This window comes from Vibrio sp. 10N.261.46.A3 (genome assembly GCF_041472995.1).
GTDB classification, from domain to species: domain Bacteria; phylum Pseudomonadota; class Gammaproteobacteria; order Enterobacterales; family Vibrionaceae; genus Vibrio; species Vibrio coralliirubri.
Window position 1 is genome coordinate 90,970 of record NZ_JBFRRH010000067.1, and the last position, 19,936, is coordinate 110,905.

Annotated in this window: 17 protein-coding genes; 11 read left to right on the top strand and 6 right to left on the bottom strand. The window is 44.7% G+C overall.

Going from position 1 to position 19,936, the window contains the following annotated elements; genetic code table 11:
* Positions 1–137 precede the first annotated feature (137 nt).
* Positions 138–1,271, bottom strand: coding sequence for a glycine cleavage system aminomethyltransferase GcvT (gene gcvT / locus AB4484_RS16015; RefSeq protein ID WP_372079192.1), 1,134 nt, complete (start codon positions 1,269–1,271; stop codon positions 138–140).
* A gap of 448 nt (positions 1,272–1,719) precedes the next feature.
* Complete coding sequence (locus AB4484_RS16020) at positions 1,720–2,343, bottom strand: helix-turn-helix domain-containing protein (protein ID WP_017064652.1); 624 nt, start codon at positions 2,341–2,343, stop codon at positions 1,720–1,722.
* Between the two features lie 441 nt (positions 2,344–2,784).
* Between AB4484_RS16020 and AB4484_RS16025 the strand changes: the two genes are divergently transcribed.
* The 3 genes from AB4484_RS16025 to gcvP all read left to right on the top strand — a co-directional run bounded on the left by AB4484_RS16025 (position 2,785) and on the right by gcvP (position 7,479).
* On the top strand, positions 2,785–4,077 hold the full coding sequence (locus AB4484_RS16025; RefSeq protein ID WP_017064653.1) for a serine hydroxymethyltransferase: 1,293 nt from the start codon (positions 2,785–2,787) through the stop codon (positions 4,075–4,077).
* A gap of 51 nt (positions 4,078–4,128) precedes the next feature.
* Positions 4,129–4,509: a glycine cleavage system protein GcvH gene (gene gcvH, locus AB4484_RS16030; RefSeq protein WP_017064654.1), complete on the top strand. Its 381-nt coding sequence runs from the start codon at positions 4,129–4,131 to the stop codon at positions 4,507–4,509.
* A gap of 90 nt (positions 4,510–4,599) precedes the next feature.
* On the top strand, positions 4,600–7,479 hold the full coding sequence (gcvP, locus tag AB4484_RS16035; RefSeq protein ID WP_048613733.1) for an aminomethyl-transferring glycine dehydrogenase: 2,880 nt from the start codon (positions 4,600–4,602) through the stop codon (positions 7,477–7,479).
* A 329-nt stretch (positions 7,480–7,808) separates the two neighbouring features.
* Here the strand turns inward: gcvP and AB4484_RS16040 are convergent, their stop codons facing one another.
* Positions 7,809–8,069, bottom strand: a complete 261-nt coding sequence (locus AB4484_RS16040) for a hypothetical protein (RefSeq protein WP_372079194.1) — start codon at positions 8,067–8,069, stop codon at positions 7,809–7,811.
* A 353-nt stretch (positions 8,070–8,422) separates the two neighbouring features.
* Between AB4484_RS16040 and AB4484_RS16045 the strand changes: the two genes are divergently transcribed.
* The gene (locus AB4484_RS16045; protein ID WP_372079196.1) at positions 8,423–9,805 is read left to right on the top strand and encodes an MATE family efflux transporter; all 1,383 of its coding nucleotides are present in this window, start codon (positions 8,423–8,425) and stop codon (positions 9,803–9,805) included.
* Positions 9,806–9,918: 113 nt separating this feature from the next.
* Here the strand turns inward: AB4484_RS16045 and AB4484_RS16050 are convergent, their stop codons facing one another.
* A complete protein-coding gene (locus tag AB4484_RS16050; protein ID WP_333009728.1) occupies positions 9,919–10,482 on the bottom strand; it encodes a type II secretion system protein in 564 nt (187 codons plus the stop codon).
* Between the two features lie 415 nt (positions 10,483–10,897).
* The gene (locus tag AB4484_RS16055) at positions 10,898–11,953 is read right to left on the bottom strand and encodes a DUF1254 domain-containing protein (protein WP_050646387.1); all 1,056 of its coding nucleotides are present in this window, start codon (positions 11,951–11,953) and stop codon (positions 10,898–10,900) included.
* A gap of 403 nt (positions 11,954–12,356) precedes the next feature.
* Here AB4484_RS16055 and AB4484_RS16060 point away from each other — a divergent pair, with 403 nt between their 5' ends.
* The 7 genes from AB4484_RS16060 to AB4484_RS16090 are packed head-to-tail and all read left to right on the top strand — an operon-like array spanning position 12,357 to position 18,898.
* A complete protein-coding gene (locus tag AB4484_RS16060) occupies positions 12,357–13,325 on the top strand; it encodes a MoxR family ATPase (protein WP_059018614.1) in 969 nt (322 codons plus the stop codon).
* A gap of 14 nt (positions 13,326–13,339) precedes the next feature.
* Positions 13,340–14,272: a DUF58 domain-containing protein gene (locus AB4484_RS16065; RefSeq protein WP_372079198.1), complete on the top strand. Its 933-nt coding sequence runs from the start codon at positions 13,340–13,342 to the stop codon at positions 14,270–14,272.
* 19 nt (positions 14,273–14,291) lie between these two features.
* Complete coding sequence (locus AB4484_RS16070; protein WP_050633279.1) at positions 14,292–14,831, top strand: DUF4381 domain-containing protein; 540 nt, start codon at positions 14,292–14,294, stop codon at positions 14,829–14,831.
* Positions 14,824–15,849, top strand: coding sequence for a VWA domain-containing protein (locus tag AB4484_RS16075; RefSeq protein ID WP_372079200.1), 1,026 nt, complete (start codon positions 14,824–14,826; stop codon positions 15,847–15,849). Before AB4484_RS16070 ends, AB4484_RS16075 begins: the two co-directional genes overlap by 8 nt.
* A complete protein-coding gene (locus AB4484_RS16080) occupies positions 15,842–16,822 on the top strand; it encodes a VWA domain-containing protein (RefSeq protein ID WP_372079202.1) in 981 nt (326 codons plus the stop codon). The genes AB4484_RS16075 and AB4484_RS16080 overlap by 8 nt, the downstream gene beginning before the upstream one ends.
* Positions 16,816–17,535, top strand: a complete 720-nt coding sequence (locus AB4484_RS16085) for a hypothetical protein (RefSeq protein ID WP_372079204.1) — start codon at positions 16,816–16,818, stop codon at positions 17,533–17,535. Before AB4484_RS16080 ends, AB4484_RS16085 begins: the two co-directional genes overlap by 7 nt.
* Entirely contained in the window at positions 17,522–18,898 is a 1,377-nt protein-coding gene (locus AB4484_RS16090) for a BatD family protein (RefSeq protein WP_372079206.1), read from the top strand. Before AB4484_RS16085 ends, AB4484_RS16090 begins: the two co-directional genes overlap by 14 nt.
* Before the next feature lie 44 nt (positions 18,899–18,942).
* Here AB4484_RS16090 and AB4484_RS16095 read toward each other — a convergent pair whose 3' ends face one another.
* Positions 18,943–19,893, bottom strand: coding sequence for a LysR family transcriptional regulator (locus AB4484_RS16095; protein WP_050650464.1), 951 nt, complete (start codon positions 19,891–19,893; stop codon positions 18,943–18,945).
* Between the last annotated feature and the right edge of the window lie 43 nt (positions 19,894–19,936).

Consider the following 19,936-nt stretch of genomic DNA (forward strand, 5'->3'; position numbering starts at 1 on the left):
ATTAATGGTAGCCCTAAACCTAATACGCCTCCAAAAACATACGCTTTCAAAAACAAAAAAGCCTACCGTCGGACTTCTCTATACAGGGAATCAAACAATAGGCTTTCATTTAGCTTAGTGGTTTCTCTTAAAAGAGATTAGCCACGGTAGTAACGCTGAGGTACGAATGGCATTTTTTCTACTGTCATAGGTAGCTTCTTGCCACGAACTTCAGCGAATACTTCGGTGCCAATAACCGCTAGGTCAGTGCGAACGTAAGCCATAGAAACAGGCTTGCCCGCGTTAGGGCCCGCTGTACCACTTGTTACCACACCAACCTTGTTACCTTCAGCGTCAAACAATTCAGCGCCTTCACGCACTGGTGCTTTAGTTTGACCAACAAGACCAACACGCTTGCGTTGAACGTCTTTAGTCGCGATTTGCTCAAGGATGATATCAGCGCCAGGGAAACCGCCTGCACGTTCACCGTCAGTACGACGCACTTTTTGGATACCCCATAAAAGGCTAGCTTCTACCGGCGTTGTTGTTGTATCTAGATCGTGACCGTACAGACATAGACCACACTCAAGACGAAGTGAGTCACGAGCACCCAGGCCAATCCACTCAACTTCAGCTTCTGAAGTCAGCTTACGTGCTAGTGCTTCAGCGTGATCGTTCGGTATTGAGATCTCGTAGCCATCTTCACCCGTGTAGCCACTGCGGCTCACGATGCATTCAACGCCATCGATATCGACTTTTTGAACATCCATGAACAGCATGTCTGCAACGCTTGGTTGGAAACGAGCAAGAACTTCAGACGCTTTAGGACCTTGAAGTGCCAATAGAGCGCGGTCATCAATCACTTCCATCTCTACGTCAGCTGGAAGGTGCGCAGTAAGGTGGTCGATATCTTGTGTTTTACAAGCCGCGTTCACAACAACAAATAGGTGATCGCCTAGGTTTGCAACCATAAGGTCATCCATGATGCCGCCCTGCTCATTAGTAAAGAACGCGTAACGCTGTTTACCAGAAGGAAGGTCGATAATATCTACAGGAACCAAAGATTCTAAGACAGCAGCTGCGTTCGCACCATGTAGACGAAGTTGCCCCATGTGAGAAACATCAAAAAGACCGGCAGCGTCACGAGTGTGCAAGTGCTCTTTCTTTACACCTAGTGGGTACTGAACTGGCATATCGTAGCCAGCGAAAGGAACCATCTTTGCGCCTTCTTCAACGTGAAGTGCATGCAGTGGTGTTTTTAGTAGGTCTTGATTAGCGTGTTCTTGAGTCATTTTATTCTCCATGAAGCGTTGCAGGCTGTCCAAAATCGAGTCTGCCGCTTATATCTCTATTTAGAGTCGCCTCTAACGATACGGATTAACGTTAGAAACAGTAGATAGTAAAAAGTGATGTCTTTTATATAGGCTTATATTGTTAGCTTTATAAATCTGAATAGCTGTACAAACCTCATACAACTCACTTTCTAAGAATTCACTTCAGTAAACTTCAATCAACATGAGTAAACCGTGTTCACTATAATAAACAAGCCTGAGTGAGTTTTACACCCTTAACAAGATTAAAACAGCTCAAAATGTGACATTTAACAATTTAAAAACAATTTATAGGTGCATACAAAAACGCGATATTGATGATTTTCACATCAATATCGCGTCTGTTAACTAACGTTCGAAACAAAAGCAAACGTTTGCATTCACTATAAGAAATTCTAAGTTTGTTAACTTATTTTGCAGTCACCCACAAAATGAGTGCATCTTCTGTGCTGGTCGAAATCAGCATATGGCCCATATTGGCATCGTAATACATGCTATCGCCTTCGCTCATTGGCACAGGTTCGTAGAATTCTGAGTAGAACATCACATCGCCAGAGATGATCATTAAGAACTCTTCACCGTCATGACGCACCCAATCGTTATACTCTTCAAAAGTACGTGCTCTCACGCGGCTCTTAAACGGCATCATCTTCTTATTAGAAAGCTCAGTCGCAAGCAGCTCATGTTCATAAGTCGGTGTTGGGTGTGGTTTACCTTGGCCTGCCTTGGTTAAGTCTCGACGTCCTGTTGCCACTTTTTTTCTTGGTGGCTCAAAGAGTTGCGGCATATCTATTTGCAAACCCATCGCCAATTTTTGCATTGCTTGAAACGTTGGTGAGATCTGTTCGTTCTCGATTTTGCTGAGCGTAGAACGCGCCAAGCCAGTTCTTTGGCTTGCTTCTTCTAGCGTGATCCCAAGCTTGCCGCGGATATCTTTAATACGCTGGCCAAGCCTAAGTGGTTCGATATTCTGGTCTAACGTTTCCTTCGCCAACGTTAAAGATGGGTACTCATCATAAATGTCTTCTGACATAGGTCCCTCATTAATTTCTTGCTTCCTGTCTATTAATTTCATTGTTGCATGAAGCGCTTTGTTGATTAAAGAGCACACAGAGAAATAAAGCGTGCTCCCCGTAGCAAAACAAGAAAAGTTGTTTCCTATTGGAAATTTTTGTTGAAAATTGATTTTATCGGAGCTATGTTATCGACTTGTTAGATGAAGAGATGCTACTTCAGCTTGCAGCAAATGATAGATTTAACATTTGTAAGAGCTGTTTTTTACCCGAACTTTTTGGGAAACAATTCGTGCTGCATTGACCCTACAACGATCGCTTAGACGCTGTAAGAGTATATTTATAACGCAATTCACGTTTATCTATACCTATATAGCGCAAACGATACCGATGCAGAAATCAACGTAAGACCTAATGGACTATAAAAACAATCACCATTAGCTTAATGAAAGGTCTCGACAATGAACGCTTACCAAAACCATAGCTTAGACAGTTTTTTCTCTACGAACCTATCTGCGACTGACGACGCAGTATTTGCTGGAATCCAAGCAGAGAACACTCGTCAAAACGAACAAATCGAACTTATTGCTTCTGAGAACATCGTTTCTAAAGCAGTAATGCAAGCTCAAGGCACTTGCCTAACCAACAAATACGCAGAAGGCTACCCAGGCCGTCGCTACTACGGTGGTTGTGAGCACGTAGATACAGTTGAAGCTATCGCGATTGAACGCGCTAAACAGCTGTTCAAATGCGAATACGTAAACGTACAGCCTCACTCAGGTGCTCAAGCAAATGGCGCAGTTAAACTTGCCCTACTTCAACCTGGCGACACTATCCTAGGTATGTCTCTAGACGCTGGTGGCCACCTTACACACGGGGCGCGCCCTGCAATGTCTGGTAAGTGGTTCAACGCAGTTCAATATGGCGTAGACCGCGACACTCTTGAAATCGATTACGAAGCGGTTCGCGCTTTAGCAATCGAAAGCCAACCTAAAATGATTATTGCTGGTGGTAGTGCTATCCCACGCGTTATTGATTTCGCTAAGTTCCGCGAAATCGCTGACGAAGTTGGCGCTATCCTAATGGTCGATATGGCACACATCGCGGGTCTTATCGCGACAGGTGCTCACCCTAGCCCACTACCACACGCACACGTTGTGACTACAACAACGCACAAAACACTTCGTGGCCCACGCGGCGGCATGATTCTTACTAACCACGAAGACATCAACAAAAAGATCAACTCTGCAGTGTTCCCTGGCCTTCAAGGCGGCCCACTAATGCACGTTATCGCGGCTAAAGCAGTGGCGTTTGGCGAAGCACTTGGCCCAGAATTTAATACTTATATTGATTCAGTGATCGACAACGCAAAAGTTCTTGCTGAAGTGTTGCAAACTCGCGGTTGTGACATTGTGACTGGCGGAACAGACACGCACCTAATGCTGGTTGACCTTCGTCCTAAGGGCTTGAAAGGTAACGTAACTGAAGAAGCATTAGAGCGTGCAGGGATCACATGTAACAAAAATGGCATACCATTCGACTCAGAGAAGCCTATGATTACTTCTGGCATTCGTTTAGGTACGCCAGCTGGAACCAGTCGTGGTTTTGGCACTGAAGAATTCAAACTTATCGGTGAATGGATCGGTGATGTTCTTGACGGCTTAGTTGAAAGCCCTGAAGGCAACGCTGAAGTTGAGCAACGTGTTCGCAAGCAAGTTAAAGAGCTTTGCAAACGCTTCCCTCTTTACCGTTAAACCGTTTTTAAGATTTAAATTAAAACCTCATAAATTTTTGGAGAATAAGCAATGGACAATACACTAAAGTTTGCAGACAGCCACGAGTGGGTAAAAGACAACGGTGACGGTACTGTGACTATCGGTATTTCTGAGCACGCTCAAGAGATGCTAGGTGACGTTGTGTTTGTTGACCTGCCTGACACTGATGACGAAATTGAAGCTGGCGAAAGCTTCTCTCTAGTTGAATCAGTGAAAGCTGCTTCTGATATCTACGCACCAATCTCTGGCGAAATCGTAGAAATCAACGAAGAATTAGAAGATAGCCCAGAGCTAATCAACGAAGAACCTTATGAAGGTGGTTGGATTGTTAAAGTGAAGATGTCTGATGCGTCTGAACTAAACAACCTTAAAGATGCGGAAGAATACCTAAGCTCTATCGAAGAAGACTAATAGGTAACCTCATTACGATAAAGCTGCTCTTTTGGAGCAGCTTAATTTTAGGGGCTAGCTCACGGCTCCAGAGAGAAAGTAGAACATATCATGACTGAATTACTTCAAAGCCAATTACTGAAAGACTTGGGTACGCAAAACGAGTTTGTTGCTCGTCATAACGGCCCTAATAAAGCAGACCAGCAAAAAATGCTTGAAGCGATCAACGCGACTAGCTTAGAAGCACTGATCGACGAAACGGTTCCTGCACAAATCCGTCTTGAAAAACCAATGACACTTGCTGCGCCACTGAGCGAAATGGACATGCTGACCTCTCTTAAAGAGATCGCTAACCTAAACCAAGTGAAACGTACTTTCATTGGCCAAGGCTACTACAACACATTCACTCCAAACGTTATTCTACGTAACGTTTTAGAGAACCCAGGCTGGTACACAGCTTACACACCATACCAACCAGAGATTTCTCAAGGTCGTCTTGAAGCTCTACTGAATTACCAACAAATGGTAATGGACTTAACCGGCATGGAAATCGCGAACGCGTCTCTTCTTGATGAAGCGACAGCGGCTGGCGAAGCAATGACACTGTGTAAGCGTGCTGGTAAAAGTAAGAGCAAAGTATTCTTCGTTGCTGACGATGTTCACCCTCAAACACTAGAAGTTGTTAAAACTCGTGCTGAATACATCGGTTTTGAAGTAATGGTTGGTGCTCTTGAAACACTTCCAGAGCAAGACGTATTTGGTGCGTTGGTTCAATACCCTGGTACAACAGGTGAAGTTCGCGACCTAACAGACATCATTGCGAAAGCTCAAGCAAACAAGACTCTTGTAACGGTTGCAACTGACCTACTTGCTTCTGCTCTACTTAAGCCAGCGGGCGAAATGGGCGCAGACGTAGTAATCGGCAGCGCGCAGCGTTTCGGTGTTCCTATGGGTTACGGTGGTCCACACGCTGCATTCATGGGTACTCGTGAAAAGCATAAGCGTACAATGCCAGGTCGTGTAATCGGTGTTTCAATCGATACTCACGGTAACCAAGCACTACGTATGGCAATGCAAACTCGTGAGCAACACATCCGCCGCGAGAAAGCGACATCGAACATCTGTACAGCTCAAGCACTTCTAGCAAATATGGCGTCTTTCTACGCGGTTTACCACGGTGCAGAAGGCCTTCGTACTATTGCTCGTCGTACACACCACATGACAGCTATCCTAGCGGCCGGCCTGACTAAAGCGGGTTACGAGCTAACGAATAACAGCTTCTTTGATACCATCACGCTGAACACAGAAGACAAGACAGATGCACTGTACGCAAAAGCGCAAGCAGCAGACATCAACCTTCGTCGACTTGTTGGCAAAATTGGTATCAGCTTAGATGAAACAACTACAGTCGACGACGTGAATGCCCTATTCGCTATCTTCGACGTTAAAGAAGACGTTCAAGCGCTATCTTCTAACATTGCATCAAATGAGTTTGCAGCAATTCCAGAAAACTGCCGTCGTGAATCAGAGTTCCTAACTCACCCAGTATTCAACACGCACCACAGCGAAACGCAAATGATGCGTTACCTAAAACAGCTTGAGAACAAAGACTTCTCACTAACGCACGGCATGATCCCACTGGGCAGCTGTACAATGAAGCTGAACGCTGCTGCTGAGATGATTCCAGTAACATGGCCTGAGTTTGGTTCTATTCACCCATTCGCACCTCTAGAGCAAGCGGCGGGTTACACAGCATTAGCAAAAGATCTTAAAGAGAAGCTATGCGAAATCACTGGTTACGACGATTTCTCACTACAGCCTAACTCTGGTGCATCTGGCGAATACGCTGGTCTAATCGCGATTCAACGTTACCACGCAAGCCGCGGTGAAGCTCACCGTAACGTTTGTCTGATCCCAAGCTCTGCGCACGGTACTAACCCTGCAACAGCATCAATGGTTTCTATGAAGGTAGTGGTTGTTAAGTGTGATGAAGATGGCAACATCGACATGACAGACCTAGCAGCGAAAATCGAGAAGCACAAAGAAAACCTATCAAGCATCATGATCACTTACCCTTCTACGCACGGCGTATACGAAGAGCAAGTGAAAGAAGTGTGTGAACAAGTACACGCAGCGGGCGGTCAGGTTTACCTAGACGGCGCGAACATGAACGCTCAAGTAGGACTAACTTCACCTGGCTTCATCGGTTCAGACGTATCTCACTTGAACCTACACAAAACATTCTGTATCCCACACGGTGGTGGCGGTCCGGGTATGGGTCCTATCGGTGTTAAATCGCACCTAGCACCTTTCCTACCAGGTCACATCGAAAACGGTGTACAAGGTTCTGACTACGCGGTATCAGCTGCAGATCTAGGTAGTGCTTCAATTCTACCTATCTCTTGGGCTTACATCGCGATGATGGGCGAACCTGGCCTAACAGACGCAACGAAAGTAGCGATTCTGAACGCGAACTACGTGATGGAGAAACTACGTCCTCACTACCCTGTTCTTTACCGTGGCACTAACGGCCGCGTAGCGCACGAATGTATTATCGATATTCGCCCGCTAAAAGAAGACACAGGCATCAGCGAAGAAGATATTGCTAAGCGTCTAATGGACTTCGGTTTCCACGCGCCTACTATGTCTTTCCCAGTAGCTGGCACACTAATGGTAGAGCCAACTGAATCAGAAGACTTAGAAGAGCTAGACCGTTTCTGTGAAGCGATGATCGCAATCCGTCACGAAATGGCAGCAGTAAAAGCGGGTGAATGGCCACTAGACAACAACCCTCTAGTGAACGCACCGCATACACAAGTTGACCTTTCAGGCGCAGAATGGGATCGCCCTTACTCTCGCGAACTGGCTTGCTTCCCATCGAAAGCAACGAAGAACTCGAAGTACTGGCCAACAGTTAACCGTGTAGACAACGTATACGGCGACCGTAACCTAATCTGTTCTTGCCCAAGCATCGATAACTACGAAGACTAGTTTTTGTAGATTTTAAATAAACAAAAGGCGAACCAAATGGTTCGCCTTTTTGTTGTCTGAAATTCGAGTTAAACAAATGCATTGACCTTACCGTAAGGGAAAGGTTTATGGTGAAATGAAATTCACGCTCGATTAGGAAATGATTATGGGATGTTGTAACAAAGCGCCAAAAGGTGGTGCCCCTCTTGGCTTACTTCTAAAAGTCACGCTTGGGATTGGTCTTTTTGTATTTCTGCTGGCTTTGTGGCAGTAGAAAGCTCTCTAAACCCAATCAAACAGAATATGGTACATAGTGTTCAAATTAACTATGCGCGTCGCCGTTCTGCTGGCTATCTCTCAAGCTCAATTTTATTTCGTATGTAAGTTGGGATAGCGAGCTTGTCGTCTAGACTTTCAAATTTTGACTCGGTATTAGCGCCAACAATCTCGTTAAGCTCATCAAAGCTAACTCCGATGACTCTCGATGCCGTCATAAGACCATTAATAAATGACTTCTTTTCACGCTTTTTCTCGACTTCACTCACTGGTATTTCGCAATAGTCACAATATTCTTGAGTGAGTAATGCCAACAACTCAACTTTCGATTCCATATCTATACCTTTAATAGAAATATATCGCCCTATTATCAGACAGTTAAAGAATAAATTCTAGGTAATAGATATAAGCGTAATTTGTGATACCCATTTGAAAATTTAATACGTAAATATCGAAATTTATCATCCGGTTTAATTTCTATTAAAATCATCCACTTACAGATATTAAACTAGTATTTTAACCATAAGAACCTATCCCTATCTCAGAGTTAGTTAAACTCTATAAATCCAATGCTTGACCCTATACGGTAAGGTGTTTATATTGTCGCCCGCCCAACGGGGCACATCCTAAAATACACACCGGCCATCCTGCCATCATTCGTGTATTTATATTGGTGTTGTGAACTTCCATGCTAACGAAACTTCGTCCTTTTACTCGTGAATCGGGTGCGCTTATGCATCTTTCGATTCCAATCATTTTGACTCAAATAGCTACCCAAGCGATGGGGTTTGTCGATACGACAATGGCAGGCCAAGTAAGCCCTGCCGATCTCGCCGCTATCGCACTTGGCACCAGCCTTTGGATCCCAGTGTTACTGCTACTGCGTGGCGTGATTATGGCGCTAACGCCTGTTGTCGCTTACCACCGTGGCGCACGTGACTTTCAAAGTATCTCTGTTGAATTCTTCCAGATGGTTTGGCTCGCATTAATTGCTAGCGTTCTGCTTATCGCTTACTTAGTGAGTGCGAAACCGATCCTAGATTGGATTGGGGTTGCCGCTGAAATCATCCCTATCGGCAGTGACTATGCGTTTGCCCTCGCCTTTGGTGTACCGGGTATTGCCCTGTTCTACACCTTGAACGGTTTCTGTGAAGGTATGAACAACACCAAAGTACCAATGATCATTTCTGTGGTTGGTTTATTGGTGAACATTCCGGTCAACTACGTGCTTATCTACGGTAAGTTCGGCTTCCCTGAAATGGGCGCAGTGGGTTGTGGTTGGGCGACAAGCTTGGTGTACTGGTTAATGTCGGGAATGCTGTATTCCTACATTAAAGGTCATCACCATTACAAGACCATCATCAACTTTTCAGATGCGAAGCCAAAAGCAAAAGAGATGCTTCACCTTCTAAGATTAGGTTTACCTATCGGGATGAACATTGCAGTGTGTGGCAGCATCTTTGCGGTAATCGCACTGATGATTGGTCGTATTGGTGCTGAGAACGTAGCAGCAGCGCAAATTGCACTTAACATTTCCAGCCTAACTTACGTGATTCCTATGAGTATTTCATTTGGTATTACGATTCGTGTTGGACACGCTCTTGGCGAAAAGGACGAACTAGGCGCGATTGAACGTAGCAAAGTCGGTATCTTGGTTGCAGCATTGATTTCATTGCTTTCGGTTGCGATGTTCCTGCTATTCCCAGAGTGGATCATTAGGCTTTACACCACTGACCCTGCGATAAGCGCAACGGCAGCGGTATTGTTGACCTTTACTGCTATGTACCAATTCAGTGATGCATTGCAAACGTCTGCTAACGGCGCACTGCGTGGCTATAAAGATACTAAGATACCAATGATCTTAGCTATCGCTTCATACTGGGGCTTAGCATTACCACTGGGCATGGTATTGGGCCTAACAGACCACATTGTGCCTGCAATGGGTGAAGAAGGCTTTTGGATTGGTATTCTGACGGGATTAAGCGTATCAGCTGCATTGATGTTGCTTCGCTTGCGATACGTAATTAAGAAGCGTGACTTGCCACCAGCAGATGTTGCAATAGAAAGCTAAGATAGACCAATAAGCCAATACAAAAAAGCGCGTTATTGCCATTTGGTAATAACGCGCTTTTTTATTGAATTAGAATAAGCTTTAATCTAAATAGAATCGTTTAGCTGCTCTGGTTAACATTCGTCGTTCACTACACGAACGGTACATTCGCAACCACCAGCAGGACATTCATTTCCGGTAACTCGCCCACCAAAAGAATCATAGATAACATAACACCCAGCAGGCAAAGCATCGTCAATTAGATTGTTGCTATCAAGGTCTGCTTCACTAAATGAATGAGTGTACCCAACGACAGTGTGTCGGTTTCCAACAGCCGATGTTAAATTATCATCTTCAGATAGTGTCAGAAAATCAATCATATCAAGTTCGTCACCTTTGTCCCCTTCACTTTCAGGGCAAAGCGTCCCCCAATCTACTTCAACGCGACCGATACCGAAATCGATAACATAGTCACCTTGGTCATCTGGATTTTCCGCACTAGGATCAAGCCCTGCGATAATAGCTTTAGAAGTCACTTGCGTGATCACGCCTTTCATCGCACCCGCAACACCTTCAAGTACCGCTTCTCTCGCAGATTCCTGAATACCAAGGAATCTTGGAGCAGCCGTGACCGCTAATACTCCGAGTATCACGATCACGATGATTAATTCCATTAAAGTAAATCCGTTTTTCTTCATGACATCCGCATCTTTTGATAACTTAAATATTCGATAACCCAATGAATTACCTATAACTATACACCTCAAATAGGACTCATAACACTCCACGGCTACCGGTTTTTATAACGCTGGTATGTGGTATTTGTTCTCTTTAGAGCCTGCAAAGATAACTGGAAGCGTTGTCACATAAGGTGTCAGCGGGTTTAAATTCGAACAAATACGTGGGGAAACTGAAAGTATCGATGGAAGAAGGTTTAATTGATTTATTTGAACTGAGGCACGCTGCGTATAACCAAAGTTAGACCATTTTTTGACTCGGTCTTTGTGTTTCTCCACTTAAGAAAGCAAGAAATGAAATAGAACCCATAAAAAAACGCGCTACTACCACGGGTAATAGCGCGTATCTATCAATCGTTATGCGACTATCGCAACATTAGTTCACTGCTTTCACGTAAGGAAGCACTCGGAATCCATCACGTACTTTTTGGCTTGGAATGTAATGACGGAAAGCTAAGTTAAACACACCAGAATCGTTCTCTGTTTTGATGTTGTTGACTGCATCATCACCACAACCAAAGCTTACAGTGTAAGTGCCGTCTGCATTTTTCTCAGCCGTGTTTGAGCTAACGTTCGCCACTTCACCAAACATGAAACCTTGCTTGTTGTAGACAGTTACCGACCAAAACGCTTGGTTTTTAGGGTCATCAAAGGTTGCCTGATGACAAGTGTCTGCTGGGAAGTTACCAGAGACTTCGTAGATATTGTCATCTAACTGCGCGCCACCCCAACCGATAGCCGCACCCACTGCGTACTTCTCTTTGGTAAACATCTCTTTTGAAGCATCTTCAGGGCTGGTAAACATACCAAACGTCGCCTGAGCACCATCGCGTTTTAGTAGTTTTGGCATTTCCATCTTAAGGTTTTTCTCGACCTCATCGAATGATTTCTCATCCACTTGCATTGCCATGAATTCGCCGTCTGCTTTTGCATCAATGCTCATCTGATCTTGGATTTTATGAACTTCATCTTTGGTGAACGTCGCATCAGTACGAACGATGACATACACGTGGTCGCCACTGTGAGTAGAAAGATCAAACGTACCAGAACCGTATTGCATTGGCTGAATGCGGTGGTCTTCTGTAATCACTTCCATCGACATGTATTTGCCTTCTGGAATCTCAGGTAGCGTAATCGTCGCGCCTTGCGAAACGTTAATCACAGCCATTGAGTAGTAAGTGTCTCGGTTCATTCGAACCACAGGCTGTTTATCGGTTGGCGTTAGTTCGCGTTTGTGTAGGAATTTATTAACGCCAACAAGCTCTTGGTTTTTCAAATATTGGCGTGACGTTTCGTACACCGCGTAATTGTCGACGGTAGTCACTTCACCATCGGCATTGAAGAACTCTGTCAGAGTTGAAACTTCTTCGGCTGCGTAAGAAGAAAGAGAAACTGCGCTTAAACCTAAAACTACTAATGCTAATTTTTTCATTGTTGACCTCTAATAAAATCGATAACGCTAAATCAATACATAGTCCATTTGTTTTTGTTCGAACAGTTAGTTCGTTAACCGCTCAACTTGTGAACAATGTTATCAAGGCAGCATAAATTAACAAATGACATCGCCGTATAAGAGATATGCAGCAAAGTAATGTTACTTATCAACCTTTATACTTGATTAAAATACAAACAATACAGTAGCCTATTTATAGACCATGCAATTCAGTATTTCCAAGGTGAGTCTTTAACAAAGATATGTTGATCGCGTATGTCGAAATTATTTTCGACTACCCTTAGCAAAGGTGATTTAAATAGTTGCTTTAACTAACAATATTTATCTTTTCGCCATCTGGTGACCTGAATCTCACTTGATTAATTAGTCAATAGGTAAGCAAATGAACCCAACGTTAGACTCTATAAACCAACTAAAGCAGCAGATGGAATCCTCGGTAATTGGCCAGCAGCATATGGTCGACACATTACTGGTTGCGCTACTTACAAATGGTAATGTTCTGTTAGAAGGATTACCCGGAACAGCAAAGACTCGTTCTATCAAATCATTGGCTTCTGCTCTAGAAGTTGACCTTGGTCGTGTTCAATTTACGCCGGATCTTCTTCCTTCGGACGTAACGGGCACAGAGGTGTATCAAGACGTAGATGGCAAACCGACGCTTACCTTCCAACCGGGCCCAGTTTTCAACAACCTATTACTGGCCGATGAGATCAACCGATCTCCAGCAAAGGTACAAGCTGCATTGCTGGAAGCAATGGAAGAGCGACAAATCACTGTTGCTGGTAAGACTTACAAACTGCCTGACCTATTCATGGTTTTAGCGACACAAAACCCGGTTGAACAAGAAGGGACCTACCCGTTGCCAGAAGCGCAAATGGACAGGTTTATCATGAAAATAAATCTCGATTATCCAGATGCGGATGCCGAAGAACAGATCATTAAGATGGTTCGCAGTGAGGAAAAACCAAGTGCAGCGAAGCCTGCTCCTATTGATCCTCAATGTATTTTTGATGCTCGTGATCAACTGCGCGACATTCATTGTAGCGACGCGGTTCTTAAGTACATTGTCGCGATTGTGGTGGCAACACGACAACCAGAGTTGTACCCAGAGTCACCCCTTTCACAATGGATTGGTGTTGGCTCAAGCCCGCGTGCAACCATCGCGTTAGACAAGTGTTCACGAGCGATGGCATGGCTAAACGGTAAGGACTTTGTTGACCCTGATGATGTTCGTAAAGTGGTTCATGGGGTTCTGCGTCACCGCCTGATTCTGTCTTACGATGCACTTGCTGAGGGCGTCAGTTCAGACCGAGTTATCGATGAGATTTTGTCTCAAGTTGCAGTAGCGTAATGCGAGAGGTCACCATGGAGACGAAACCAACACTTGATCCTGATATCTATATCAATCTAAAGGCATTGCGATTGTTGAAATACAAGGCGCATGGCTTTGACTTTCTGCCTAATCAGCCAATCAACAGTGCGTTAACGGGTCGTCATGTATCTAAGCTACGTGGACGTGGATTGAATTTTGAAGAGATGCGTCACTACCAAATTGGTGACGATATTCGCACCATGGATTGGAAAGTGACCAATAGAACGGGCAAGCCACACGTCAAAATATTCTCTGAAGAGCGCGAGCGTAACGTTTACGTCATGGTCGATCAGCGCACGAGTATGTTCTTTGGCAGCACAGGTCGAATGAAATCTGTAGTTGCTGCAGAAATCGCTGCTTTGATCGCTTGGAAAGTCATAGACAGTACCGATCGTGTGGGCGCCATTATTTATAACGACAGCACTGCTCTGCCTATTTCACCGCAACGCAGCGCAAATCACGTACTCAAAATACTCAATGAAATTGCGAGTAAGAATCAGCAGCTCAAAGCGGGAAAGGCGCAAGACACACAATCCAATTCGTTCGCCAAATTGTTTCATCAGGCGCAGAGGTTGGTTAAGCATGATGGGTTAGTGATCTTGATTACCGATGGCTACGGCTATAACGAGCGTAGCGAAGAGCAAATCAAGGCTTTGTGTCAGCACAACGATGTGGTGTTGTGTCATGTTACCGACCCACTGGAGCATGATTTAGCCACGCTGAATAAGATGGTACTCAGCGATGGGCAATTGCAATTATTCGTATCAGGCCAAGAAGCACAGTTACGCGATGCGTTTGCCAAAGACGTGGTTCAAGCCATAGATAATTTCACGGCAGTGGCGAAGAAATATCGAATCCCTGTATTGCCATTCAACACCGTCGATCCAACCGATGTTCAGCTTAGAAAAGCACTCGGCGCGAGTTAAATAACTGAGAATGCAGACTATGACGACTAACACTGGGCTTGAGCCTTTACAGCCAGAGAACGTGAATCCATTGATGGCCTCTTTGTCTGAGCCTTCTTTGCCAGAAAGTATCTCGTGGCTACCGAATGCACCAGGCTGGTACTGGCTGCTCTTGTTGCTGTTTTGCTTCGCTTTATATCGTGTCTATTTAGTTATTCAAAAGTACCTAGCAAACACATACCGACGCGCTGCCTTGGTAGAACTCGAGCAACTCTCTTTAGAGGCTCAATCCGGTGACATTTCATCATTTCAAAAGCTACCACAACTGCTACGAAGAACCGCATTGTACGCCTTTCCTCGTGCAGAGGTCGCCCCTTTAACTGGTACAGATTGGGAAAAATGGTTAGACGACCATTGCACTAATCGCCAATTTTCAACCGAGTTCTCTACATTAGAACTTTCAGGCGTACTTGCTCAACTCGCCTACTCTTCAGCAGCGACATTAACGGAAGAAAAACGAAACGCCATCATGGAGAACGTTGCACTTTGGATAAAGCATCACGAGGTGTCACATGATTGAATTTGAATACCCGATAGCGTTTGCACTGCTCTGCTTACCCTTTGCCGTGTATTGGTTATTGCCTGTTTACAAAGAGTCAAAAAGCGCGATTCAAGTGCCCTTTTTCGATCGCCTGATTGCCGTGTCTTCACAGGAGCCCTCTGAAACCGCGGTCAAGATGAGCCGCCGTAAAGTGCAATGGCTATTGGTCATTATCAGCTATCTTGCTCTTATCGTTGCGATTGCCAAACCGATGTGGGTAGGCGAACCAATTGAACAAAAGAAATCCGCTCGTGAAATTATGGTCGCACTTGATCTGTCAGGCTCGATGTCAGAAGAGGACTTTGCCGATAAACAAGGTAACAAACACGACCGTTTAACGATTGCAAAGCAGGTGTTGCGCGAGTTCGCGGCCCAGCGAGAACATGACCGATTAGGGTTAATATTGTTTGCCGATTCAGCTTATGTTCAAGCACCATTTACTGAAGATATTAACGTTTGGCAATCGCTGCTCGAAGACGTTGAGCTTGGCTACGCCGGATTTCAAACCGCTTTTGGTGATGCGATTGGCTTATCAATTGCCATATTCGAACAAGAACAGAGCCGCCAACGAGTGATGATTCTGCTAACCGATGGTGATGACACAAGCTCGAAAATGCCTCCTGTCAAAGCCGCCGAAATCGCCGCCAAATATGGCGTTAAGATTTACACCATTGCAATTGGTGACCCGAGTACCAAAGGTCGCTACAAGATGGATCTTCCAACATTGGAGAAGGTATCAGCCGCAACTGGCGGGCAGATGTTTCATGCCATGGACCGAAAGCAACTCGAACAAGCTTACGCAACGATAGATGAACTAGAACAGCAAGAGTTCGAACTTTTATCTCACCGTCCAAAACACAGCTTGCACCACTATGCATTTGGCGTGTGTCTGGTGAGCAACCTATTCGCTGCCTTAATCGTGTTTGGTGCAAATCTGCGTCGTAAAAAAGAAATAAAGCGCGTTATTCGCCGCAGAGAGGAGCTAACCAATGACTGATTTCAATACATGGTTTGGTGGCGATATCACCCAGTTTCATTTCATGCGCCCATTATGGTTGTTAGCACTGGTCCCGTTCGTGTTGTTTTATCGCGCACTCGTTCAACAAGACGATTTAGTCGCACAGTGGCAGCCTGTGATGTCTAAAAACATGGTGGAACATCTGTCTCTCAACCAAAATCGAGCGCGTATGGTTTCTCCTAATCGATTGTTTTTGGTGTTTGCGGTTCTCGCTACGCTCATTATGGCGGGTCCAACGTGGCAGCAACAACCTTCACCATTTTTCGAAGACAATTCCGAGCTGGTGATCGCCTTGGATGTCTCTGATTCAATGAATAAAACCGACATTCAGCCGTCACGATTAGAGCGTGCTAAACAGAAGATCAATCAGCTTGTTGAAATGCGCGGCGATGCAAAAACTGGTTTAGTCATATACGGCGGCAGTGCGCATGTCGCTATGCCTGTCACCAAAGACAAAGAGTTAACGCGATACTTCCTTGATGTATTGGATGGAAGCTTGTTGCCAGATAACGAGAGCAAACCGGCTTCGGTGTTAAAGCCAACGCTCGAGCTAATCTCACAAGCAAAAGCACCATCAACGGTTTTGATATTGACGGACAAGACCAATGACCAAGCGATAGAAGAATTCACTAAAGCGTTTGAACAACAGCAACACCAAGTGATCGTTTGGGCGATGGGTGAAAACCCACAAAGTGGCGGAAATGGCACGGCAGGTTTAACAGAAACTCAACTCGCTTCACTGTCACAACTGGCGCAAGCCGGTCATGGAAACATGGTTTCATTCACCCACGACGCTAGCGATGTAGACGCGGTTTATCAAGGCATTCAAAACAACCTGTTTGCGGTCAGCGATAACGCCCTACCTTGGTTAGACGCGGGCTATTGGTTGCTGTTCTTGTTGCTGCCTATCCAATTGATGTGGTTTAGAAAAGGGTGGACGCTACAGTGGTAAATAATAAACAGGTAGTGAATCATGAGTTCGGTAATCTGACGAAGCCAACCTCTTCGACTCCGAACCAATCCAGTCGTTTAGCTTGGTTATCCAAACTTAAGTCAAGGCACTTGTTGCTTGTGCTTATCGCAGGAAATCTGATTTGGGGAATTGCCGATAAGCACTCATTTTTTGATTTTTGGCTATCCAACGATCAACACGCTTATGTCGAGTTCAAGCAAGGCAACTACGCGCAAAGTGCCGCTCTGTTCGATGATCCAACATGGAAAGCCTATAGCCGTTATTTGTCAGGTGATTTCCTTGGCGCGATTGACCAATTAAGCACACAAGCTAGTGAACAAGGTGGCGAACCGGCAGCGCTGACTGATTTCGCTAAGTTAATCGTCGCGAACAGCTACGCTCATACAGCTCAATTTGATAAAGCTACTGCGCTTTACAACGAACTGTTGAGCAACGAAACGTATTCAGAACAAGCGACCAACAACCTAGCCGTTGTGGAAGCTGCGATAGAGAAGATTAAGAACACACCACCGACAAAACAAGATTCAGAAAAAGTCATTGATGATAGGAAATTGGTCGACGACGAACCAAAAGAAGGGAGTCAGAAAGCGCTCGTGATCTCTGACCAAGTCTGGCTAAAACAGGTCAGACAAAATCCATCTAAGTTTCTAAGACAAAAATTTCAGCAGGAATACAGCAATGAACAAAACTAAATCGACAATCCGAGCATTCGACCTTCTGAAATGTTGGTTTGCTGTCTTATCCGCGATGGTGCTTTTAATTTCAATGCCAGCAAGTGCTATTAACCTAGACCAGCTTGTCAGTGACGGTGAATTGAAGCTTTATGTTGAAATTAAAGCTCAAGATGTCGCTGTGAAACAACAAGTCGCACTCGACGTTGAAGTATTGAGTACCCGCCCCTTTCAAGAAGAGTTGGTATTACCTTACTTAGATATACCCAACACAGTCGTAAAGAAAGATGAGCAGAAAGTCGCTCGTTCAGCACGTACAATTGAAGGCATTAAGTGGTTTACACAAAAAGCACGCTACTATTTGTACCCAATGCAAGCTGGCGAGTTTACTGTTCCTGAATTGAGCATCCCCGTTAGTGTAGAGCTGACCAGCGACAACGTTGTTGAAGGTGCGATTCAATCTCAACCCATTAACTTTACATCCAAAATGCCCGTGAGCAACATTGATACAGACGCGTTGATTGTTAGCCCAAATGCTGAGCTTTCAATATCAACCGATCGTCCGTTTACCGACGAATTCGAAGTTGGCCACGCTGTCACTGCAACGTATACATTAAGCGTGGCAAACTCACACATGATGTTGCTGCCGGAGATCAACATCCCAGAAATTTCCGGTGTTGAGTTGTATCGCAAGCCAGCAATCAAAGAAAACGTGTTTAATCGCCTGAATAAAAGCAACACCGCGACACTCAAACAACAGGTAACGTTAATTCTTCAAGAACAAGGGAAAGTCGTCTTACCAAAACAGACCATGACGTGGTGGAACACAAAAACCAATCAGCTGGAATCGTTAACTGTAGAGCAGCAAACGCTTCAAGTCGGTGACGCAAAGTTATTAGACTCGCTAAGTAACACTCTAGGATCGAGCGATCGGGCTCAGACCTTATCGAATTGGTTGAGTCAATATTGGCATTACTTGATCATCGCTGGAGTATTCCTTGCTGCGATTGCTCGCCTGATCGGAAAGCATTTTATTGATTTAAAGCGTTATTTTGTAGCACGCCAGCAATTGAATACCAAAAAGCTGAGTATTCAATTTTGTCGACACGTTGAAGAAAAGCAATACAGCAAAGCAGTGCAAACTATTTATGAGATTACGGGGCGAAAAACCTTTGTGAAAGACACGCTTCAACTACCTCTAGATTCTGAATCAAACGACATTTGGAAGAAGCTATTGAAGCTTGGCTACGCAAAAAATACTGAAGGGCCAGTTTCAGCTTCCCTCTCAGTTTCACTAGCAGAAGCCAAAACACTGTTAAAAGCCATAAATGACTTGCCCAAAACCCGAAGAGCACCGTTTAGGTTTAACTGGAATCTGAACTAAGCGGTCAATATAACTAGGCTGCGGTGTTAGCAAAGACGTTGGGGTCAACTTTCACAAACAACGTCTTCAATAACGGACACGACTAAGTTCTTGAACCATTGATGTGCTGGGCTGGTAACGGTTCTTTTATGCTCAATCAAAAACAGCTCGAACATTAACTCGGGAACATTATCTAGAGAGAATATAGGCACTATCTTGTCGCCTATTCCCTCTAGTTCCGTCAACTTGTGGGTCGCAACCAAAATTGTATTCGAACTCTGCATCACTTCCACCAGCGTAAGCAGCTGTCCGCTTTTAAATGCAATATCTCTCTGCATTCCATTCTTAACTAAGTAAGTGTCTACAGGGTGTTGCAGCCCGTAGTTCGAGCGAATATCGAGCGTGAGGTCTACAAAACGAGATTCGAGGCACTGCTCAAGCGTGACATTTTTAGCTTTCGCTAAAGGGTGATTTTCTGAAACATAAAATACCGGATAGATCTGGCCAAGACTCACGTATGGGAATTCGATTGGATTGCTCGGGGCTTCGATGTGAATAGTAAAATCCACATCTCGTGATAACAGTTGGCTAGTAGGCGTTTTTGCAATCGGATATTCGATAAGACTCGCGTTCGGAGCATCGTGCATGAACCGTTCAGCAAGGGGCACAGAAAGCATCCGACTCATCAATGGCGGTACAGAAACAACAAAGGTTTGAACACATTCAGCAGGATCAAACGCAGATTTCGTTACTAGGCTTCGCATAGCCAATAGCAACTCTTCTAAAGGTGCTTGCAGTTCTAGCGCTTTTTGCGTGGGCACTAAGCCATTCGACTCTCGATAGAACAGTGGATCATCAAACAACTCTCGCAAACGACTTAACGTACGACTCATCGCAGGCTGAGAAAGATACAAGGTGTTGGCAGCTCGCGTTACGTTCCTCTCTTTGATTAAAACACTTAACGACACCAATAAGTTTAGGTCCAACCGAGAAAGCTGTTGTTCGATAGTCATCATAAGACATGCATCCGAGTAATATCACTCGTTAAATAATTGCACC